Here is a 15,739-nt window from a genome sequence, read left to right as displayed (position 1 = left end):
GAGACCGCTCCCTGATAACGGAGATTCACTGACTTTGCGGAAGGTGCAGAGCCACCAAGGGAGTCAAACCCCCAACCTGTCACGCAACGCATAGTACCAGGCCCCCATCGCCGTCAAAGGCACCCGGAACGCGCGGCCACCCGGGAACGGGTAATGGGGCAAACTGGCGAACGCGTCAAACCTCTCCGCCTGACCCTGAATCGCGAGGGCCAATGCCTTGCCAGCCACATGAGTAAAAGTGACGCCATGGCCGGAGCAGCCCTGGGAATAGAACACATTCTCGTGCAAACGGCCGAGCTGGGGCAGGCGTGACAGGGTGAGCAGGAAATTGCCGGTCCAGGCGTAATCAATCTTCACGTTCGCCAGTTGCGGGAAGGTTTTCAGCATATTCGGGCGAATCAGCCGCTCAATGTTGGCCGGATCGCGGGCACCGTAGACCACACCGCCGCCGTAAATCAGCCGTTTATCACCAGACAGCCGGAAGTAGTCCAGCAGGTAGTTGCAGTCTTCGACACAGTTGTCGTTGGGCAGTAACTCTCTGGCAACGGCATCGTCCAACCGCTCGGTGGCAATAATCTGCGAGCCGCATGGCATGGATTTGGCGCCGAGTTCCGGCACCAGGCCGCCGAGATAGGCATTGCCCGCCAGAACAACTGTTTGCGCCCTCGCCTCGCCCATGTCGGTTTTAACGGTTACGGTTTTACCGGGGACGATGCTCGTTACCGTTGAATGCTCGTGAATCACGCCCCCGCGCGACTCCAGTGCCGCGGCCTCGCCCAGGGCCAGATTAAGGGGATGAATGTGGCCGCCGGTGTGATCGATGGATCCACCGACATACCGCTCCGTGCCAACCCGGGAGCGGATAGCGTTCCGATCCAGCAGTTCCAGTTGGTCATAACCGAATCGGCGCCAGAGCGCTTGCTGGTATTCCAGGTGCTTGAGTTGCTTTGAGTTGAGCGCGGCAAAAATACCGCCCTCCTTCAGGTCACAATGAATGCCGTAACTCTTTACCCTCTGGCGAATAATCTGGCTACCTTCGAAGGCCATTTCGGCCAGCAGCTTCAGGTGCTCCTGCGAAGTCTGCCTTTCGATACTGTCCAGATCACGGCTGAAGCTGTTCACGATCTGGCCGCCATTGCGTCCCGATGCACCCCAGCCAACCGTTGCGGCTTCCAGAACCACCACCCTGAAACCGGCTTCTGCCAGGAACAGCGCCGTGGACAGGCCGGTGTAACCGGCACCAACGACACACACGTCCGCCTCGCAGGATCCTCGCAGCGCCGGGCGCACAGGGGCCGGGTTGGCAGAGGCTGCGTAATATGAGGGAACCGGAGGATACTGGATCATTATGTGGCGCCAGAGAGGGTGAAAGAGACGTTCAGGATCCGGCGGGCAACGCGGCGCGCCGAAGAAAGTCTATGCCAGCGCCGGCCGTTCGGAAAGACACGTTCTTATACCTATATCGCGGGCGGCGCCCGCGCGTGAAAGTGCTGCTATGATTGCTCAACTCTACAGCCTGCGAGGCGCCCATGAATCAACCCGTCAGCTCTTCCACCCCAACCAGCCAAGCCGAATGGCAGGCCCTGACCGAACGCCTGTCACTGGAAGGCCGCGCCTACCTGAACGGCGCCTATCAATGGGCTGCCAAAGGAGAGACCTTTCTCTCGGTCAGCCCGATTGACGGGCGTGAGCTGGCCGCCATTGCCAGCTGTGATCAGAGCGATGCCGACCAGGCCGTTATGGCGGCCAGGAACGCCTTTGAGGCAGGCATCTGGAGTCAGCTGGCACCGGCCAAACGCAAGGCGGTACTGCTGCGGTTCGTTGACCTTATCGAAGCCAACGGCGACGAGCTTGCCCTGCTGGAAACCCTGGATATGGGCAAACCCATCAGCCACGCCAGGAACGTGGATGTGCCGGCCACCGCCAGAGCAATCCGCTGGACCGCCGAGGCCATCGACAAGGTCTACGGTGAACTTGCCCCCACGCCTCACAACCAGATTGGCATGATCTCCCGGGAGCCCATGGGTGTTGTGGCTGCCATCGTGCCCTGGAACTTTCCGATGATCATGGCGGCCTGGAAAATCGCCCCGGCCCTGGCCACCGGAAATTCGGTGATTCTCAAACCTTCCGAGAAATCACCCCTGAGCGCTATTCGACTGGCCGCCCTGGCCGAGGAAGCCGGCGTTCCCTCCGGCGTTTTCAACGTGCTGCCGGGCTACGGCCACACGGTGGGCAAAGCCCTGGCCCTGCACATGGATGTGGACTGCCTGGTGTTTACCGGGTCCACGAATGTCGCCAAACAGCTGATGATCTATGCTGGCCAGTCCAACATGAAACGGGTGTGGCTCGAGGCCGGTGGCAAGAGCCCGAACATTGTCTTTGCCGATGCGCCGGACCTGAAAAAAGCCGCCGCCGAGGCAGCCAGCGCCATTGCCTTCAACCAGGGCGAGGTGTGCACCGCCGGCAGTCGCCTGCTGGTTGAGAACAGCATTCGCGCAGAGTTTGTCGGCCTGATTCGCGAGGCCCTGAAAACCTGGCGCCCCGGCCACCCGCTGGACCCGGCAACCACTTGCGGCGCCATTGTGGATCAGGGGCAGCTGGATCGTATTATCGACTACATTGGCATTGGCCAGTCGGAAGGCGCGTGCCTCGTAGAAGGTGGCCAGAGGATTATGGAGGACACCGGCGGCCTGTTCGTTCAGCCCACGGTGTTTGACGGGGTGAATAACCAGATGCGCATTGCCTCCGAGGAAATTTTCGGGCCGGTGCTGTCGGTGATCGGGTTCGATACCGCTGATGAGGCCATCCGCATTGCCAACGATTCCATTTATGGCCTGGCCGCGGCAGTGTGGACCTCCAATATCAATACCGCTCACAAAGTGGCCAAGGCCCTGCGGGCCGGCAGCGTGTGGATCAACCACTATGACGGCGGCGACATGACAGCGCCCTTCGGCGGCTTCAAACAGTCTGGTAACGGCCGCGACAAGTCTGTCCACGCCTTCGACAAGTACACGGAATTGAAAGCGACCTGGCTGGTTCTGGAGTAGAGGCAAAAGAGCCTCTTCGCAACGACAAACGGCGCCTTCGGGGCGCCGTTTTTATCATTCACAAACCGCTATACCGTGTGCAGGTACCAGAGATATTCGAGATCCGAGATGGTCATCTCGAACTCATTCAGTTCATGCTCCTTACAGGCGACGAACACATCCAGAAACTGGCTGCCAAGATAGTCGGCCATCACTTTCGATTGCCCCAGCTCCCGCAAGGCATCCCGCAGGTTATTGACCAATGAGGCTTCGTGCTGTTCGTGGGCATTACCGACGGTGACCGGTGGTGGTTCGATCCTGTTGGAGATGCCGTAGTGAATGCCAGCCAGCACGGCGGCCATCAGGAGATACGGGTTGGCATCGGCACCGGCTACACGGTGCTCAATCCGCAGAGCCTCGGGATCACCGCCCGGCAGACGCAGCGACGCGGTGCGGTTATCCACGCCCCAGGTGGCAGCACTGGGCACGTAGTATTCAGGGCTGAACCGCCGATAGGAGTTGATATTGGGGCAGAACAGCGCCATGGCATCGTTCATGGTCGCCACCAGTCCGCCTACGGCCCAGCGCAGCATGTCGTTAGGCTGCTCGGCGTCGCCGGCGAACACGTTGCGGCCTTCGCCATCCACCAGGCTAACGTGCAGGTGCATGCCGCTGCCAGCCTGGTTGTGATAGGGCTTGGCCATGAACGTGGTGTCCATTTCATGGTCGTAGGCCATGTTCTTGATCAGACGCTTTAGAAGGGTGGCGTGGTCGCAGGCCTGCACCGCATCGTCCACATAGTGCAGGTTGACTTCAAACTGCCCGGGCGCCGACTCGGCCACCAGCGCATCCGCTGGCAGTTCCTGCTCGTGAGCGGCATCCAGCACGTCCGCCAGGAATTCCGCGTATTCGTCCAGATCATCAATGGAATAGGCCTGGGTGCCGGCCGGGCGCTTGCCGGAGATGGGTGACTTGGGTGGCTGAGGGCGACCGGCGAGGTTTTCCTGGTCGATCAGGTAAAACTCCAGCTCAAAGGCCGCCACAGGAGTCAGCCCCAGCTCCTCAAACCGCTTGACGATGTTCTGTAATACCACCCGCGGGTCTGCGAAAAACGGTGTCTCGCGATCCAGCTCATACATGGTCAACAGAAGTTGCGCAGTGGGCCGCTTCTGCCAGGGTTCCATGGTGAGGGTATTCTCGATAGGCAGGCACACCCGGTCTGCCTCGCCGATATCGAGCCCCAGCCCGGTTTCTTCCACCGTGGTGCCCTGAATGTTCAGGGCAAAGATGGACGCCGGCATGGCCACGCCACGCTCGAATACCTTCGCCAGCGCCGAAGGATCCACCCGCTTGCCGCGAACAATGCCATTCATATCCGGGATCAGCAGATCAACAAACTGCAGTTCGGGGTGTGCCTGAAGGAACGAGTCGGCACTCGTAGAACCAGAAGCCATAGGGAAAGCCTTCCACAACGCAAACAGGCCTGGTGCCGAGGAGCCGGCGCAGGGGTTTAAACACTCCTTTATCCCGTTTTCCGGGGTGTTTGGCAAGATAGGCACATACCGTAAACCCCGGTTTCGACACATTTAGCATGACTCAGGCTTCCGATAGGGAAAACCACTGATCCGTTTGATGAATTTTTTTATAGCGCACACCTGATTCTCGTGCTAAATATCGCGCGAACACGGTTAGTTCTAAACCGCCGTTTTCCAGGACAAGCCTTAAAGGAGTCAAAAGGCGGCGACCGGTTCTTTCCGGGACAACAGCCAACTGCGGCCACCCTCAGCAGACCTGCACAACACTGCGTGCGTCCTGCACGTTTTGTATTAATCCCTTTTGAGTGAGGGACATCATCCAATGTTGAAGTTGTGTAAGCCACAGGCGCTGGCCGCCTCTGTTGCGTTGTCTCTGTGTGCCTCCTCCGCGTTTGCCGCTGAGGAAGTGCGTGTCTACAACTGGTCCGATTACATCGCTGAGGACACCCTGGCGAAGTTCACGGAAGAAACCGGCATCAAGGTCATCTACGACGTTTACGACAGTAACGAGATCCTCGAAGCCGCCCTGCTTTCCGGTCGTTCCGGCTACGATCTTGTTGTGCCTTCCAACCACTACGTGGCCAAACAGATTTCTGCCAACGCGTTCGTGGCCCTGGACCACAGCAAACTGTCGAACATGAGCAACCTGAACCCGGACCTGATGGACGATCTGGAAAAGGTTGACCCGGGTAGCCAGTTCGCCCTGCCCTATCTCTGGGGCACCAATGGCTATGGCTATAACGAAGGCCGTATCCAGGAAATCCTGGGTGACAGCGCCCCCACCGATTCATGGGCCCTGGTATTCGATCCTGAAGTCACCGGCAAACTTGCCGCCGGCGGCTGCGGTATTGCCATGCTGGATTCCGGCGAAGAGATGGTGCGTGCGGCCATGGCTTACGTTGGCCTGGACCCGAACAGCAACAACGCCGACGACATCAAAAAAGGCGGTGAGGTGATCAAGGCCATTCGCCCGAACATCACCTACTTCCACTCGTCCCGCTACATTGGCGATCTGGCTAACGGTGACCTGTGTGTGGCTGCCGGCTACTCCGGCGACATCCTGCAGGCCGCTGCCCGTGCCGAGGAAGCCGGGAACGGCAACGTGATCCGCTACACCATTCCCAAAGAGGGTGCGGTGCTGTGGTTCGACATGATGACTATCCCGGCCGGCGCGCCGAACGTGGAGAACGCCCACAAGCTGATGAACTTCCTGATGCGCCCGGAGATCATTGCGGACGTGACCAACTACGTGTGGTACGCCAACCCGAACAAGCCGGCGAACGAGTTTGTTGATCCGGAGATCCTGGGCGACACCAGCATCTACCCCACGGATGACGTGATGAAGAAGCTGTACATCATGGAAGGCCGGCCTCAGGACGCACAGCGTCTGATGACCCGCACCTGGACCAACGTGAAGTCTGGTCGTTAAGGGGTGGAAAACGGCAACAGCACCTCCGCGCAAGCGGAGGTGCTACTCAGCATTCGGGGCATTTCCAAAAGCTTTGATGGCACGTTGGCCGTGGACAATGTGAACCTGGACATCCATAAGGGCGAGATTTTCGCCCTGCTGGGTGGTTCCGGCTCCGGCAAGTCCACCCTGCTGCGCATGCTCGCTGGTTTTGAAGCGCCCAACACCGGCACCATCGTGCTCGACGGCCAGGACGTTACCAGCCTGCCCCCGTTCCTGCGCCCGACCAACATGATGTTCCAGTCCTATGCCCTGTTCCCGCACATGACGGTAGAGCAGAACATTGCCATGGGTCTGAAACAGGACAAGCTGCCCAAGAGCGAAATTCGCGATCGGGTGGCCGCCATGCTGAAGCTGGTCAAGATGGAACCCTATGCCCGGCGCAAGCCCCAGCAATTGTCTGGTGGTCAGCAACAACGCGTTGCCCTGGCCCGCTCTCTGGCCAAACGTCCCAAGCTGTTGTTACTGGACGAACCCATGGGTGCCCTGGATAAGAAGCTGCGCACCGAAATGCAGCTGGAACTGGTGGAGATTCTGGAAAACGTGGGCGCCACCTGCCTGATGGTGACCCATGACCAGGAAGAAGCCATGACCATGGCCAGCCGGATAGCCATCATGGCCCAGGGCAGGATTGCCCAGATCGGCTCGCCGATCGACATCTACGAAAGCCCGAACAGCCGCATGACTGCGGAATTCATAGGCTCGGTGAATATCTTCGAGGCTCATATCCGGGAAGACGAAGCCGACAGCGTTACGCTGACCAGCGACCTGCTGGACGCCCCGGTATTTATCGATCGCGGCGTAACCACTCCGGCGGAAAGCACCGCAACACTGGTGGCCCTGCGTCCGGAGAAGATCTACCTCACCTCTGACAAACCGGACGGCGAGCACAACTGGAGCTGCGGCACGGTGGACAATATTGCCTACCTGGGAGACATCACGTCTTACTACGTGAAACTGGCCAGCGGCAAACGCGTTCAGGCCACCATGGCGAACGTGGAACGCCGTGGCGAGCGGCCAACCTGGGGCGACAGGGTATTCGTATCCTGGGAAGCCTCCAGCCCCATCCTGCTCTGGAACTGAGCCAATGAGACGGAAACTTTTACCCACCCCTCTGACCGAGCGGGTGCGTGCAGTCCTGTTTAATCGCCGGGTGGTGTTCGGTATCCCCTTCCTGTGGCTGCTGCTGTTCTTCCTCCTGCCTTTTGCGCTGGTGCTGAAGATCAGTCTGACCTCGGCGGTGATGGCCATTCCCCCTTACGAACCGGTCTTCCGGTGGGTGGACAACACCCTCTCGGTGGTGGTGAATATCGGGAATTATCTGTTCCTGCTGTCCGACAGCCTCTATATCGCTGCCTATTGGGGGTCGGTGAAAACGGCGTTCCTGGCCACCGTTGTGTGCCTGCTTATTGGCTACCCCATGGCCTACGCCATGGCTCGGGCACCGAAGCACTGGCAACTGGTGCTGCTGTTGATGGTGATGCTGCCGTCCTGGACCTCGTTCCTGATCCGTGTCTACGCGTGGATGGGCATCCTCGGCAACCAGGGGTTGCTGAACAGTTCTCTGATGTGGCTGGGTCTGATTGAACAGCCCCTGAAAATGCTGAACACCAACTTCGCGGTGGTACTGGGCATTGTCTATGCCTATCTGCCGTTCATGGTGCTGCCCATCTACACCAACCTGGTGAAGCTCGACGTGCGGCTGCTGGAGGCAGCATCAGACCTGGGCTGCCGGAGTCTCACGACTTTCTGGGCCATTACCCTGCCACTGTCGAAGGCCGGTATTCTGGCCGGTTCCATGCTGGTGTTTATCCCCGCCGTGGGTGAGTTCGTAATTCCGGAGCTGCTGGGCGGGCCGGATACGCTGATGATCGGCAAGGTGTTGTGGGAGGAGTTCTTCAACAACCGCGACTGGCCGGTGGCGTCGGCCCTGGCGATCGCGATGCTGTTGTTACTGCTGGTGCCCATTGTGCTGTTCCATCGGTTCCAGGCCCGGGAGATGGAAAAGCATGGTTAAGTCCCGTTCCTTCAGTTTCTCGAAAGTGATGCTGGTTCTTGGCCTGCTGTTTCTTTACCTGCCGATGTTCGTGCTGATCGTGTATTCGTTCAATGCGTCCCGGCTGGTGTCGGTGTGGGCCGGTTTCTCGACGCACTGGTACGGCGAGCTGTTCCGGGATGAGCAGATTCTGTCGGCGGTGTGGATGAGCCTGCAGATTGCCTTCTACTCCGCCAGCATGGCGGTGTGTCTGGGGACGCTGTGTGCGTTCGTGATCACCCGGTTCAAGAAGATGCGCGGGCGCACGCTGCTGTCCAGCATGATTACCGCGCCACTGGTTATGCCGGAGGTGATAACGGGCCTGTCGCTGCTGCTGTTGTTCGTGCAGATGGCCCAGACCATCGGCTGGCCGGTGGATCGTGGCATGGCAACCATCTGGATCGCCCACACCACCTTCTGCAGTGCCTATGTGGCGGTAGTGGTGTCGGCCCGGTTGCAGGAAGTGGATCGCTCCATCGAGGAGGCGGCCATGGACCTGGGCTGCACGCCCCTGAAAACCTTCTTCGTGATTACACTGCCAGTGATTGCTCCGGCGCTGGTGTCCGGCTGGCTGCTGGCGTTTACTCTGTCCCTGGATGATCTGGTGATTGCCAGCTTCGTTTCCGGGCCGGGAGCAACAACACTGCCGATGGTGGTGTTTTCGTCTGTGAGAATGGGGGTTTCGCCGAAGATCAACGCGCTGGCCACCCTGATCATCGTGGCGGTATCGCTGATTGCGTTTATTGCCTGGTATCTGATGCGCCGGGCGGAACGCAAACGGCTGCAGACACCGGACGCCTAACGTCCAGAGGCCCCGCTCGCGTCCTCACAGGGCATCGGGAAAGGCAGAGACAAGGTAGTCCACCAGCGCACGGACTTTGGGTGTGACGAACTTGCGGGTGGGATAGACGGCGTAAACGCCAAGCTCGGTGGAGCGATACGCCGGCATCAGCTCCATCAGCCGCCCGGCTTCCAGGTCTTTATGAACCAGAAAGCCGGGCTGCAGCACAATGCCCTGGCCGGCCACGGCAGCACCACAGCAGGTTTCGCCATTATTGGCGTACATCCAGGGCCGCACACGGACGCTGGTAGCGCCATCGGGCCCCTCAAAAGGCCAGTCGTTACCTGTGGTGAAGTTGCTGTAGCCGATAACTCTGTGGCTGGCCAGGTCTGCCGGTTTCGCTGGGGAACCGTGGGTGGCAATGTAATCCGGCGAGGCGCAAGCCATCAGCCGGGTGGAGGTTATCCGTCGGCTGACCAGTGTAGAGCTTTGCAGTGTGGCAATCCGGATGGCCAGATCAAAGCCTTCCTCGACGATGTCCACCAGCCGGTCTGAAAGGTCGATCGACAGCTCCACATCCGGATAGCGGGCGTGAAAGTCTCCCCACAAAGGCGCCAGGTGGCTGATTCCGAAGCTGACCGGCGCGTTCACCCGTAACGTGCCCCGTGCGACATCATTGCGGGAGGTAATTTCCGCTTCTGCCTCCTCAACGCCAGCCAGTAACTCCCTGCATCGGACATAGAACACCTCCCCTTCTCCCGTCAGCGACAGGCGGCGGGTGGTCCGCTGCAACAGCCGAACCCCGAGACGACTTTCAAGTTCGCTGACATAGCGAGAAACAGCGGCCTTGGACATCCCCAGATTCTCCGACGCAGCCACGAAGCTCCCCGCCTCAACCACGGTGCAGAACGTCTGCATCTCCAGCAATCGATCCATTGTTTCTTTTTCCGGAACAGTTAATTCAATAAAGCTACGTTTATCCCGTTTATTGATATCTGTAAAGTACCCACATGCTCACAACACACCCAAGGAGATTCACCATGAACAACGCATTCCTGAACAAATTGATGGCTACTGATGCAGGCTGGGGCGCCCTGGCCCTTCGGATTCCCGTCGGTATCATTTTCGCCGCTCATGGCGCACAGAAACTGTTTGGCTGGTTTGGCGGCTACGGCCTGGATGGTACAGGACAATGGATGGATTCCATCGGGCTGAGCCCAGGCTACCTGATGGCCCTGTTAGCCGGCGGTGCGGAATTCTTTGGTGGTCTGGCTCTGATCATCGGCCTGCTGGTTCGGCCCGCCAGCGCGGTACTGGCATTCGCCATGCTGATCGCCATTTTCAGCGTTCATATCGGCAACGGCCTGTTCATGAGTAACAATGGTTACGAGTTTGGCCTGGCCTTGCTGGCGGTATCCGTATCCCTGATATTCAGTGGAGCAGGCCGGGCATCCATCGACCGCGCAATTGCAGCCCGATAACCACCGCAACGCGGAGGAGCAAATCATGAGTCTGTTTGTTTCCCACGGCGCTCCCACCTTCGCACTGGAGCCGGGCCTCGCTGGCCCGGCCCTGACAGAGCTGGGCAAACGCCTGAACAGGCCCAAGGCGGTACTGGTAGTCTCGCCACACTGGATGACGAGAGAAATACGGGTTGGCGTCTCGGGAACACCTGAGACCATTCACGATTTTCGGGGCTTTCCATCCGAGCTGTACAACCTTCAGTATCCGGCATCCGGTCACCCGGAACTGGCGCGGACTGCTCTGGCGTTGCTGGAGGCAGGAGGCTGGAGCGCCAAAGCAGACGAAACCCGGGGGCTGGATCATGGGGCGTGGGTGCCAATGATGCACCTGTTCCCCGATCATTCGGTTCCGGTATTTCAGGTCTCGATGCCCGCCAACCTTGAACCTGAGTCAGCCTGGCAGCTGGGCCAGACCCTGCAGCCACTCGAGCATGCGGGTGTACTCATCATCGGATCAGGCAGCCTTACCCACAACCTGTACGAAGTTCGCTGGGGTGACCCGAACGCATCCGGGTATGCGAGGGATTTCACCAACTGGGTTCGTGCAAACGTGCAGGCCGGAGACCATCAGCAGCTGATAGCAACGCTGAAGAAAGCCCCACACGCCCTACGCGCGCACCCCACCAGTGAGCACTTCCTGCCTCTTTTGGTAGCTGCCGGTGCGGCCGGTGAACAGCAACCCGGCGTGCTGATTGATGGCGGCATCGAACACGGTGTTCTGGCCATGGATGCCTTTGTTTTTCAGCATCCGGCCTGAACCGGCAGGGAACTACGCTGCCGCTTGGCGGCGGTCCCGGACAGACTGGATCCATTTGTAAAACACAGGGACCAGCAATGTGCCCAGAACGGTGGCGGCAACCATGCCACTGAGAACCGTGATACCGAGGCTAACCCGGCTTGCCGCTCCGGCGCCGCTGGCAAAGACCAACGGTAGTACGCCAAGCACGAACGACAGGGCGGTCATCAACACCGCCCGGAAGCGCAGCACCGCCGCTTTCTGGGCCGCCTCGAAAGTCGAAATACCTGATTGGCGCAACTGCATGGCAAACTCCACAATCAGAATGGCGGTTTTGGTGGAGAGCCCGATCAGCAATACCAGGCCCACCTGGGCGTAGATGTTGTTCGCGAGGCCCACCAGCCAGAGCCCGGCCATGGCGCCGGCAAGGGCCAATGGCACGGCGCCAAGCACTGCTACCGGGAGGGTCCAGCTCTCGTATTGGGCCACCAGGAACAGGTACACGAACACCAGGGCCAACAGGAAGATTACCGCTGCCAGGTTACCCGCCTGTATTTCCTGCAGGCTCTGCCCGGCCCAGCTAAATTCATACCCTTGCGGCAGGCTCTTTGACAGCTCTTCCATGGTCGCGATGGCGTCGCCACTGGCAAAGCCTGCTGCCGCCTCCCCGGAGATGGTTACCGAGCGCTTCAAATTGAAATGCTGGATGCTTGAGGGCCCGAGCACAGGCTTGAGCGAGGCCAGCGTGGTCAGCGGCACCATATCGCCATCCCGGTTGCGGACAAAGTAATGGGACAGATCTTCGGGGCGCTGCCGGAACTCGCCTTCGGCCTGTAGAAGCACCCGATAGTTTTTGCCAAACCGGGTGAAATCATTCACGTAGAGCGAGCCGAGCTGGGTCTGCAAGGTAGAGAAGATATCAGAGAGCTCGATACCCAGGGCCTTGGCCTTGTTCCTCTCAACCTCCAGCAGATATTGCGGAATGTTCGCCCGGTAGGTGCTGTATACCCGGGATAGCTCCTCGCGCTGGTTGGCCTCGTAGATGAGACCATTCATAACCTGCGCCAGTTCCGCAACGTCCCTGCCCTGATTGTCCTGCAAACGGAAATCGAAACCGGACGAGGTTCCCAGACCGGGGATCGGAGGCGGGTTGAAGACCATTACCTGGGCCTCGGGAATTGTCCAGAGCCTGGAATACAGCCTTGGAATCACCGCGCCGAGGCCCAGACTGGCCTCTTCCCTCTCTTCCCAGTCCTTAAGCATGACAATCCCAAGGCCGTTGTTCGTGGCAGCGCCACCCAGTAATGAGAAGCCCGACACCGTAATGAAATCGGTCACTGCCGGATCTTCCAGCACCATGTCGGTGACTTTACCAAGCACGGCTTCGGTTCGCTCCAGGGAAGCAGCATCGGGCAACTGCACATCCACAAACAGGAAGCCCTGGTCCTCCGGCGGCACGAATGCCGAGGGCACTGATTTGAACAGGCCAGCACCGGCAACCAGAATCACCACCAGGGTAAGGCCAACGAGTGCCCCTTTGCGAAGAAGCTGCACCACAAGCTTCGAGTAGCCGCTGGTGGTCCGCGTAATCAGCACCTCGAAAGGCCGGAGCCAGCCAATGGCCTTATCCCCGCCCTTGCCAAGCAGCGCAACGCACAGAGCCGGGCTCAGGGTGAGCGCGTTGATTGAGGAGATGACCACCGCCACCGAAATAGTGACCGAGAACTGCTGGTAGAGCTTGCCGGTGATCCCAGGCATGAAGGCAACAGGCACGAACACGGCCAATAACACCAGCGTGGTGGCAATCACCGGCCCGGTGACTTCCGCCATCGCCTTGGTGACCGCCTCGCGTATAGGCAGTTTCTCCTCGGCAAGGATGCGTTCCACGTTCTCGATAACCACAATGGCGTCGTCCACCACAATGCCAATCGCCAGAACCAGACCGAACAGGGTGATGGTGTTGATGGAATAACCAAGCACCGACATAACCGCAAAGGTGCCAATCAGGGAGACCGGGATGGCAATACTGGGAATCAGCGTGGCCCGCCAGTTCTGAAGGAACAGGAACACCACCAGGATCACCAGGCCGACGGCCTGGAACAGCGTCACGATGACTTCGCTGATGGAGCGGCTGATAAACTCAGTGGTGTCATACAGTACGGTGTGATTCACACCCTTGGGAAAACTGGCGGACGCCTCATCAACCAGTGCTTTTACCCGTTCCGCGACCTCCAGCGCATTGGCATCGGGCAGCTGATAGATTACCAGGAATGCCGTGTCCTGATTGTTCAGTTTCGCGGTGGAGGTATAGGAGCGGGAGCCCAGCTCGATACGTCCCACATCCCTCAGGCGCACAAAGCCGCCATCAGGCCTGGAGCGGAGAATGGTCTGGGCAAACTCTTCGGGGTCTGACAGGCGTTCCCGGGTCTGGATACTGTAAACGAACTGCTGGCCCGCAGGCACTGGCGGCTGGCCGAGTTTGCCGGCCGCGACAATCTGGTTCTGCTCCCGAAGCGCGGCCGCAACCTCGGCAACGGTCACATCCAGTGAGGCCATCCGACGGGGATCCAGCCAGACTCGCATGCTGTAATCTTTCGCGCCCATCACTTCCGCCGAACCCACGCCCGGCACCCGACCAAGGGCTTCGACAAGATTATTAGAGGCGTAGTTGCTGAGGAAGACGCCGTCCAGGTCCGGTCGCTCGGAGGTCAGATTGATACCCATCAGCATGTTGCCAGCCTGCTTGCTGACCACCACGCCCTGTCGCCGGACTTCATCGGGCAAAAACGGTTCCGCCAGGGCAACCCGGTTCTGAACGTTGACCTGGGCGATGTCTGTATCGGTGCCACTCTCAAAGGTGAGCGTGATCTTGGCCGTGCCATCACTGGAGGCAGTGGACTCGATGTAGATCATGCCCTCCACCCCGTTCAGCTGTTGCTCGACCGGCCGGATCACCGCTTCCTCCACTACCTGGGCGCTGGCCCCGGGAAGCGACGCGGTTACCTGGATCTGGGGCGGGGCCATGTCCGGATACATGTTGACCGGAAGAATGCGTAATGCCAGCAGCCCGGCGAGGGTAATCAGTATGGAAATGACAAACGCGAACTTCGGTCGATGGATAAAAACCCGGCTGATCATTGGCTCGCCTCACCCATCTGGATGAGAGCCCCGGTTTGCGGATCAATCTGTTTTTGAACAGCGCTGACCGTGACCCCGGGCCGGACTTTCTGGAGGCCCTCCACAATCACCTGGTCACCGGCTTCGAGCCCTGAATTGACCACCAGCAGCGCTCCCTCCCGAGCGCCAGTCTGGATGAAGTGCTGGGCAACCTGATTCTGGTCATCAACCACCAGAACAAACTTCCCTTCAATGGTCTCCTGGACCGCTACCTGGGGGACAAGCACCTGGGCCTCACCTGACTGCCCCTCAACCCGGAGTGTCACGTATAAGCCCGGCACGAGGACCGCATCGGGATTGGGGAAAACAGCTCGCACCGCAACGGTGCCTGTGCTGGCATCGGTCTGTACGTCGGCGAAATCTACAACACCACTCTGCTCATAGCGCTCGCCATCTGGCAGGGTAAGATAAAGCCCCAGGGATCTGGACAGCGCTTGAGCAGATTCCGCTCCCCTGCGCCGGAAGTTAATGAAATCGGCCTCGTTGATCTGGAATTCCACGTATACAGGGTCCGTCACCAGCACCGAGGTTATCGGCCCGGTTGCAGGACTGACCACGGCACCCACGTCGTAATTCAGGCGGCCGATCCAGCCATCAAAAGGCGCTCGTATCTCGGCATACTCGAGATTGCTGCCCGCCTTCTGAACCGCGGCCTGGGCAGCCTTCAGGCGGCTTTCAGCTGCGCTGAAGCGATCTTTGAGTTTGTCCAGGTCCGCAGCCGATAAAAAGCCCTTTTCCGACACTTCCTCCCCCCGCTGGAGGTTTCGGGCTGCCGAGTCCACTTCGGCGCGGGCGGCGGCCAGTTCAGCATCCGCCTGCTGAAGATCAGCGCTCGCGCGAGTATCCTCAAGCCGGATCAGGAGCTCACCCTGGCTGACTTTCGCGCCCTCGGTGAAAAGGATTTCCCGAATTTCTGCTTCAATGCGCGGCGTAATATCAGCTTTGGCAGAAGCAGCCGTTCTGGCAACGAACTCCCGGGAGGGCCGGATTTCGCTGGCCTCAAGCACCACCACGGAGACGGCGACGGGGTTGGTTTGTTTTTGTTCCTGAGGCTCAGAACAGCCAGTCAGCGTGAGTGCGATCCACACCAGAAGAAGGAGAACTGCCCCTTTTTTCAAACCTGCATTCCATCGTGCAAAAAACGGCATTATTTCATCTCCTTGAATGGATACTCCCCGGTGGGCATAACAAACGCCCGCACTAAGATTAGACAATGCCTTTATGGCAGGCCATTTAACATTCGATTTTTCTCAGCCGGGATAAGCCGGTCCAGTCTTATCCGGTTTCGATAACCATTAGATGACCTGGAAACTTTGCTATATTTGCTTTGAATAGCGCCGGAACTGGATGAAAATAGTTCCACCCTTGGACTCCCCACGAATGGACTTGCCGATGAGACCCCCGATTTACCCTCCCTCTTTGCTCGCAATCATTTTCATTGCTCTTTTTCTTGCGGGA

General features: G+C 59.2%; 12 protein-coding genes. 7 read left to right on the top strand and 5 right to left on the bottom strand.

The window, feature by feature from the left end; genetic code table 11:
- Window positions 1-63 precede the first annotated feature (63 nt).
- Window positions 64-1,344 carry an NAD(P)/FAD-dependent oxidoreductase gene (locus KEHDKFFH_RS12170; protein ID WP_277872181.1) on the bottom strand — a complete coding sequence of 427 codons (1,281 nt, stop codon included), beginning with the start codon at window positions 1,342-1,344 and terminating at the stop codon, window positions 64-66.
- 185 nt (window positions 1,345-1,529) lie between these two features.
- Here KEHDKFFH_RS12170 and KEHDKFFH_RS12165 point away from each other — a divergent pair, with 185 nt between their 5' ends.
- A complete protein-coding gene (locus KEHDKFFH_RS12165; RefSeq protein ID WP_104322168.1) occupies window positions 1,530-3,047 on the top strand; it encodes an aldehyde dehydrogenase in 1,518 nt (505 codons plus the stop codon).
- A 68-nt stretch (window positions 3,048-3,115) separates the two neighbouring features.
- Here KEHDKFFH_RS12165 and KEHDKFFH_RS12160 read toward each other — a convergent pair whose 3' ends face one another.
- The gene (locus KEHDKFFH_RS12160; protein WP_104322167.1) at window positions 3,116-4,480 is read right to left on the bottom strand and encodes a glutamine synthetase family protein; all 1,365 of its coding nucleotides are present in this window, start codon (window positions 4,478-4,480) and stop codon (window positions 3,116-3,118) included.
- A gap of 403 nt (window positions 4,481-4,883) precedes the next feature.
- On the opposite strand from KEHDKFFH_RS12160, the gene KEHDKFFH_RS12155 reads away from it, so the two are divergent.
- From KEHDKFFH_RS12155 to KEHDKFFH_RS12140, 4 genes are read left to right on the top strand one after another with little or no spacing between them, the layout of a single operon-like run.
- On the top strand, window positions 4,884-5,990 hold the full coding sequence (locus KEHDKFFH_RS12155) for a polyamine ABC transporter substrate-binding protein (protein ID WP_104322166.1): 1,107 nt from the start codon (window positions 4,884-4,886) through the stop codon (window positions 5,988-5,990).
- A gap of 3 nt (window positions 5,991-5,993) precedes the next feature.
- On the top strand, window positions 5,994-7,112 hold the full coding sequence (potA, locus tag KEHDKFFH_RS12150; protein WP_104322165.1) for a polyamine ABC transporter ATP-binding protein: 1,119 nt from the start codon (window positions 5,994-5,996) through the stop codon (window positions 7,110-7,112).
- Between the two features lie 4 nt (window positions 7,113-7,116).
- A complete protein-coding gene (locus tag KEHDKFFH_RS12145) occupies window positions 7,117-8,046 on the top strand; it encodes an ABC transporter permease subunit (RefSeq protein WP_104322164.1) in 930 nt (309 codons plus the stop codon).
- Window positions 8,039-8,866 carry an ABC transporter permease subunit gene (locus KEHDKFFH_RS12140; protein WP_104322163.1) on the top strand — a complete coding sequence of 276 codons (828 nt, stop codon included), beginning with the start codon at window positions 8,039-8,041 and terminating at the stop codon, window positions 8,864-8,866. Before KEHDKFFH_RS12145 ends, KEHDKFFH_RS12140 begins: the two co-directional genes overlap by 8 nt.
- Before the next feature lie 24 nt (window positions 8,867-8,890).
- Here KEHDKFFH_RS12140 and KEHDKFFH_RS12135 read toward each other — a convergent pair whose 3' ends face one another.
- Window positions 8,891-9,781: a LysR family transcriptional regulator gene (locus KEHDKFFH_RS12135; protein WP_104322162.1), complete on the bottom strand. Its 891-nt coding sequence runs from the start codon at window positions 9,779-9,781 to the stop codon at window positions 8,891-8,893.
- Between the two features lie 104 nt (window positions 9,782-9,885).
- Here KEHDKFFH_RS12135 and KEHDKFFH_RS12130 point away from each other — a divergent pair, with 104 nt between their 5' ends.
- Both KEHDKFFH_RS12130 and KEHDKFFH_RS12125 read left to right on the top strand, forming a co-directional pair.
- Window positions 9,886-10,326: a DoxX family protein gene (locus KEHDKFFH_RS12130; RefSeq protein ID WP_104322161.1), complete on the top strand. Its 441-nt coding sequence runs from the start codon at window positions 9,886-9,888 to the stop codon at window positions 10,324-10,326.
- Window positions 10,327-10,351: 25 nt separating this feature from the next.
- On the top strand, window positions 10,352-11,125 hold the full coding sequence (locus KEHDKFFH_RS12125) for a DODA-type extradiol aromatic ring-opening family dioxygenase (RefSeq protein WP_104322160.1): 774 nt from the start codon (window positions 10,352-10,354) through the stop codon (window positions 11,123-11,125).
- 12 nt (window positions 11,126-11,137) lie between these two features.
- Here KEHDKFFH_RS12125 and KEHDKFFH_RS12120 read toward each other — a convergent pair whose 3' ends face one another.
- The gene (locus KEHDKFFH_RS12120; protein ID WP_104322159.1) at window positions 11,138-14,242 is read right to left on the bottom strand and encodes an efflux RND transporter permease subunit; all 3,105 of its coding nucleotides are present in this window, start codon (window positions 14,240-14,242) and stop codon (window positions 11,138-11,140) included.
- Window positions 14,239-15,429 carry an efflux RND transporter periplasmic adaptor subunit gene (locus KEHDKFFH_RS12115; protein ID WP_241956489.1) on the bottom strand — a complete coding sequence of 397 codons (1,191 nt, stop codon included), beginning with the start codon at window positions 15,427-15,429 and terminating at the stop codon, window positions 14,239-14,241. The genes KEHDKFFH_RS12120 and KEHDKFFH_RS12115 overlap by 4 nt, the downstream gene beginning before the upstream one ends.
- Window positions 15,430-15,739 lie beyond the last annotated feature (310 nt).

The organism is Marinobacter maroccanus (assembly GCF_002933275.1).
In the GTDB taxonomy this organism is placed as follows: Bacteria; Pseudomonadota; Gammaproteobacteria; order Pseudomonadales; family Oleiphilaceae; genus Marinobacter; species Marinobacter maroccanus.
This window is presented reverse-complemented; position numbering and strand designations above follow the sequence as displayed.